The sequence below is a fragment of the Frankia sp. CpI1-P genome (genome assembly GCF_001421075.1).
In the GTDB taxonomy this organism is placed as follows: Bacteria; Actinomycetota; Actinomycetes; order Frankiales; family Frankiaceae; genus Frankia; species Frankia torreyi.
In genome coordinates, this window is record NZ_LJJX01000086.1 from 11715 (window position 1) to 17120 (window position 5406).

General features: G+C 75.6%; 2 protein-coding genes and 4 pseudogenes. All 6 read left to right on the forward strand.

All coding sequences use genetic code 11. From position 1 onward, the window contains the following. Positions 1-561 (forward strand): annotated as a pseudogene (locus FF86_RS29575) (hypothetical protein); the annotation flags it as partial. A gap of 179 nt (positions 562-740) precedes the next feature. After that, positions 741-2213 (forward strand): annotated as a pseudogene (locus FF86_RS69220) (VirB4 family type IV secretion system protein); the annotation flags it as partial. Positions 2214-2514: 301 nt separating this feature from the next. Next, positions 2515-3576 (forward strand): annotated as a pseudogene (locus FF86_RS60705) (type VI secretion protein); the annotation flags it as partial. 264 nt (positions 3577-3840) lie between these two features. Continuing rightward, positions 3841-3896 (forward strand): annotated as a pseudogene (locus tag FF86_RS60715) (hypothetical protein); the annotation flags it as partial. Positions 3897-4614: 718 nt separating this feature from the next. Next, positions 4615-5031, forward strand: coding sequence for a hypothetical protein (locus FF86_RS60725; RefSeq protein ID WP_242419865.1), 417 nt, complete (start codon positions 4615-4617; stop codon positions 5029-5031). Positions 5032-5126: 95 nt separating this feature from the next. Beyond that, positions 5127-5406: replication-relaxation family protein (locus tag FF86_RS29590; RefSeq protein ID WP_242419862.1), on the forward strand; the 280-nt coding region annotated here is incomplete at its 3' end.

The following is a 5406-nucleotide window of genomic DNA, read 5'->3' on the forward strand; positions in this document are numbered from 1 at the left end:
GCGGGCGGCGGCGCGGGGGTGGTGGACCTTGGTGACGCCGTCGCCGTGATCGCCGAGGTCGACGCCACCAACATCACGATCGCGACCGGGCAGGAACGGGCGGCGAAGGTGACCGCCTTCGCCCGCATGCTCAACGCGCTGCACGGGCCGCTGCAGATCACCGTCCGCACCGTGCCCCTCGACCTGACCGACTACGTCGACGCGATGAACGAGCACGCCCGCCGGCACGCCCATCCGGCGCTCGCGGACGTGGCCGCGGAGCAGGCGGCGTTCCTGGCCGACCTCGGCCGGGGCCGGGCGTTGCGCGCCCGGCAGATCCTGCTCACCGCCCGGCGCCCCGTTCCCGCCGGGCGGGGCGGTCGGGACGCCGCCGCCGGCCAGGCCCTGCGGCAACTGGAGGACGCGGCCGGGTTGCTGGCCACCGCCGGCGTCGGGGTCCGGATCCTCGACGGCGCGGCGCTCGGCCGGCTGCTGGCCGCCGCCGCCCACCCCGACCTGCCCGCGCCACCTGAGGGCGTCGCCGCCTCCGGTGTCGTGCGCGCGGCGGGAGCCGGCCGATGAGCCGCCGGGCACGGCTGGGGCGCCGCGCCGGGCGCGAGGCGTCCCGGCTGGTCGGACCGGCCCTGTTCACCCCCAGCCTGCACCTGGCCGCGGACCACGTGCAGGTCGGCGGGGTGTACGCGGCGACGCTGCTGGTCCGCGGCTATCCCCGGGAGGTCGCCACCGGCTGGCTCGAGCCNCTGCTGGCCTACCCGGGCCGCCTCGACGTTGCCTGGCATCTGCAGCCCACCCCCGCCGCCGTGGGCGCAGCCCGGCTGCGCCGCCAGCGGGGCCGGTTGGAATCAGGGCGGCGCCTGGCCGCCGCGGCCGGTCGCCTCGACGACCCCGACGTCGACGCGGCCGCCGCCGATGCCGCTGACCTCGCCGGCCGTCTCGCCCGCGGCGAGGCCCGCCTGTTCACCACCGGCCTGTACCTCACCGTCCACGCCGACAGCCCAGACGAGCTCGCCGAGGACGTCGAACGGGTCACCGCGCTCGCCCACAGCCTCCTGCTGACCGTCCACCCCGCCCGCTACCGGATGCTCGCCGGCTGGGCGACCACCCTGCCCCTCGCCGAGGACCTGCTGGGGGCAACCCGCACCATGGACACCGGCGCGGTCGCCGCCGGATTCCCCTTCACCAGCGCCGATGTGGCGCTACCCGACCCGCTGCGCCCCGGGGCGGCGCCGGTGGTCTACGGGCCGAACCTGTCCTCGACCGGGATCGTGGCGCACGACCGGTGGGCGGAGGCGAACTACAACTCCGTCACGCTGGCAACCTCCGGCGCGGGAAAGTCCTACCTCACCAAGATCGACGTGTTGCGGAGTCTCGCCCAGGGCGTCGAGGCCCACGTGATCGACCCCGAGGACGAGTACGGCCCGCTGGCCGCCGCGGTCGGCGGCACGCAGCTGTCCCTGGGCGCGCCAGGGGTGCGCCTCAACCCGCTGGACCTGCCCGCCCATGGCCGCACCGACCCGGAGCTGCTGACACGGCGGATGCTGTTCGCACACACCTTCATCGCCACCCTGGCCGGCTCGCCGGCCGAGGATCCGGTGGGACGGGCGGCGTTGGACCGGGCGCTGCTCGCCGCCTACGCCCACGCCGGGATCACCGGGGACCCGGCCACCTGGGATCGGCCCGCGCCCCTGCTCGCCGACATCGCCGCCGCCTTGCAGGCCGAACCGGCCGGCCAGCAGCTCGCCGGGCTGCTGGCGCCGTTCGTGACCGGGTCGCACCGGGGCCTGTTCGACGGGCCCACCACCTCCACGCCGAACGGCCATCTGGTCGTCTACTCGCTGCGCGCTCTACCCGAGGAGCTGCGCGCCGCGGGAACGCTGCTCGTGCTGGACGCGATCTGGCGGCAGGTCGCCGACCCCACGAGGCGGCGGCGCCGTCTCGTGGTCGTCGACGAGGCATGGCTGCTCATGGCCCACCCGGCCGGCGCCCGGTTCCTCGTCCGCCTCGCCAAAGCGGCCCGCAAGTGGTGGGCGGGTCTGGCGCTGGTCACCCAGGACAGCGGCGACCTGCTCGGCACTGACGAGGGCCGCGCGATCCTCGCGAACGCCGCCACCAAACTCCTGCTGCGTCAGGACGGCTCCGCCGCCGCAGCGGTGCAGGCGGCATGCGGGCTGAGCGACGGGGAGACCGCCGCGCTGCTCGCCGCCCGCCCCGGGNACGCGCTGCTCGTCGCCGCGGGACGCAGGGCGCTGTTCCGGGCGCAGGCCAGCCCCCGCGAACACGAGCTGATCACCACAGACCCGGTGGACATCGCCCATCGGCCCGCCCACCCGGCCACGACCACCACGGATGTTGCTGGCAACGCCGTTGCGCGTCCGCTCCTCCCGGCCGACGACGCCGATCCGCTCTGACCAGCGGGCATCCGGTCACCCGCAGTCTCCTTCCCCGCGCTGTTCGCGCGGCCGTGGCGTCGTGCCTCGTGCCGATGCCTCCCCGATCACGTCAAGGGAATCGTTGATGACGCTGGAACTGTCCGCGCCCCTGCCACCGCCGCCGCCCGCGCCTGGGGCGCCGGTGGGGTGGCTGGTCAGTCCGTCCGCGCTCGGGCACGCCGTGGCGCGTCTGCTCGCCGTGTGGGGGCTGCCCGCCGGTCTGCCCATGGTCGTGTTCGTCGTGGCCGCGGCGCTGACCTGGCGGCGTCTGTGGGCCGCGCGGGACGCCGCGCTGGTCGCGGACGCCCGCACCGTGGAGATCCTCATGCCTCCCGAGGTCCATCTCGATGCGGCCGGGGTGTTCTGGTCGCAGATGAGCGGGCTGCTTCGCCCGTTCTGGGCCCGGCTGCGCCACGGCCAGCCCTGTCTCGCCTTCGAAATCGTCGCCCACCGGACCGGCACCGCGTTTCGCCTGTGGGTGCCCGGGGCCGTGCCGCCCGGTCTGGTGGAACGGGCGGTGCAGGCCGCGTGGCCCGGCGCCCGCACCACGACCCTGCGCCCCGCCGTCGACCCGCTGCCCCCCGCCGACCCCGCCCCGCACGCTGGCAAAAGCGGGCTGCTAGCGGAAGGGGGTGTGCTGCGGCTGGGCCGCGCGGACGTGCTGCCGCTGCGCGCGGAACCGCCGGGAGATCCGGTGCGTAGCCTGCTGGGCGCCGCGGGGGAGCTGGACGACGACGAGACCGCCGCGGTGCAGATCCTTGCCCGTCCGGTCACCGGCCGCCGCCTCGCCCAGGCGCGCCGCGTCGCCGCCCGTCACCGCGGACAGCCGACCAACCCCCGCCCGTGGGCGGCGCTCCTCGACCTGATCACCCCGCACAGCTCCCGGCCGTCGGGCACCACGCGCCACGCGGGCCCGACACCGCCGGAAGAGGCAGCCGAGTCCCGGGCGATCGCCCAGAAGGCACTCGGGCCCCGCTTCGAGGTGCGTGTCGCCTATAGCGCCGCCCGGGGTGCACCGGCCGACCCGCAGCAGATCCCGCAGGTGCGGGCGGCGCTGCGGGGCCGTGCTCACGCGCTGGCCACCGCCTACGCCCTCTACGCCGGCCACAACCATCTGCGCCGGCTCAGGCTCCCCGACCCGTCCCGGNTGCTGGCCGCCCGCCGGCTGCGCCGCGGCGACCTCGTCAGCGTCGGCGAACTCGCCGCGCTCGCCCACCTGCCCGTCGACACCGCCGTCCCCGGCCTCGCCCGCGCCGGCGCCGCCGCCGTCGCACCCCCCGCCGGAATCCCCGACGCCGGACCCGGCGTGAAGACCCTNGGACGNACCGAGGCCGGGCGGCGCCGCGACATCGGNGTNGACGTCGCCGCCGCGCGNCATCACCTGCACATCCTCGGCGCCACCGGCTCGGGNAAGTCCACCCTGCTCGCGAACATGATCCTCGACGATGCGGCTGCCGGCCGCGGCGTNGTCGTCATCGACCCNAANGGCGANCTGGTNACCGACCTGCTGGACCGGCTGCCGCCGGACGCCGCTGACCGGCTTGTCCTGCTCGACCCCGACGACCCGGCACAACCTCCGGTCCTGAACATCCTCGACGGTCCTGACGCGGGGCTCGCGACNGANCAGCTGGTGGGGATNTTCCGGCGGATCTGGGCGGACAGCTGGGGNCCNNGNANNGANGANCTNCTGCGNTCGACNTGCCTGACCNTGNTGTCCGGGCGCCNNCCCGGCCAGCCNGCGCCGACNCTCGTCGACATCGTCGANGTCCTNANCGATCCCCGGGCCCGCCGGGCCGCCGCCGCGAAGGTGTCCGACCCGATCCTCGGCGGTTTCTGGGACTGGTACTCGGAGCTGTCCGACGGGGCGCGCGCCGCNGCCGTCGGCCCGCTGATGAACAAACTCCGCGCGCTNCTGCTNNGNGACTTCGCNCGNGCGGCGCTGGCNGGCGGGGAGTCCACCATCGACGTGCCCGNCGTCCTCGACCGCGGCGGNATCCTGCTCGTCCGTGTCCCCAAAGGCGCGATCGGCGAGGACGGCGCCCAGATCATCGGCAGCATCGTCTTGGCGAAGGTGTGGCAGGCCGCGTTGCGCCGCGCGGCCGTGCCCCCCGCCCGGCGGGCAGACTGCGCCGCCTACCTGGATGAATGCCAAAACTTTCTGACCCTGCCGGGCGCGATCGAGGACATGCTCGCCGAAGCCCGCGGCTACCGGCTGTCGATGGTCCTGGCCCACCAGCATCTACGCCAACTCCCCGCCGATCTCGCCGACGCCCTGTCGACCAACGCGCGCAGCAAGGTGTTCTTCGCGGTGAGCCCGCGGGACGCCTCCGAGCTCGCCCGTCACGTCACTCCCGTCCTGTCCCACCACGACCTCGCCAGATTGCCCGCGTTCACCGCCGCGACCCGTCTGATCGTCGGCGGCGCGGACAGCGCCGCGTTCACGTTGCGAACCCGGCCGCTGCCCGGCGCGGTACCCGGCCGGGCAGCGGGCCTACGCACCGCGGCCCGCCGGCACACCGCCCCCACGGCCGGTGCTCACGAACCCCGGCCCCGACCGTCCGCCGATCCCCGACCCGGCCAGCCGCACGGGGGCGGGGCATGACTCCTCCCTCCCGCCGAAGCTCGGCCCGTTCGCAGGACGCGCTGCTGCTCGAGCTCGCCGGGCGGCTCACTGCCCGCGACCGGTGGCTGNTGGGCATGCTGCTCGAACATCAGGTGCTGACCCGCCGGCACATCACCCGGCTGTGTTTCGACGGCGAACGCCAGACCCGGATGCGCCTGGCCACCCTGCACCGTCTCGGCGTCGTCGACCGGGTCCACCCGAACTACCGCCTCATCGCCGCCCCCCTGCACTACGTCCTCGGCACTGCCGGGGCGGCGGTCCTTGCCGCCGAACGCGGCATCAGCGTCCGGGATCTCGGCTACCGCCGCGACCGGCTCCACGCCCTGGCCCACGGCACCCGCCTCGCGCACCTCG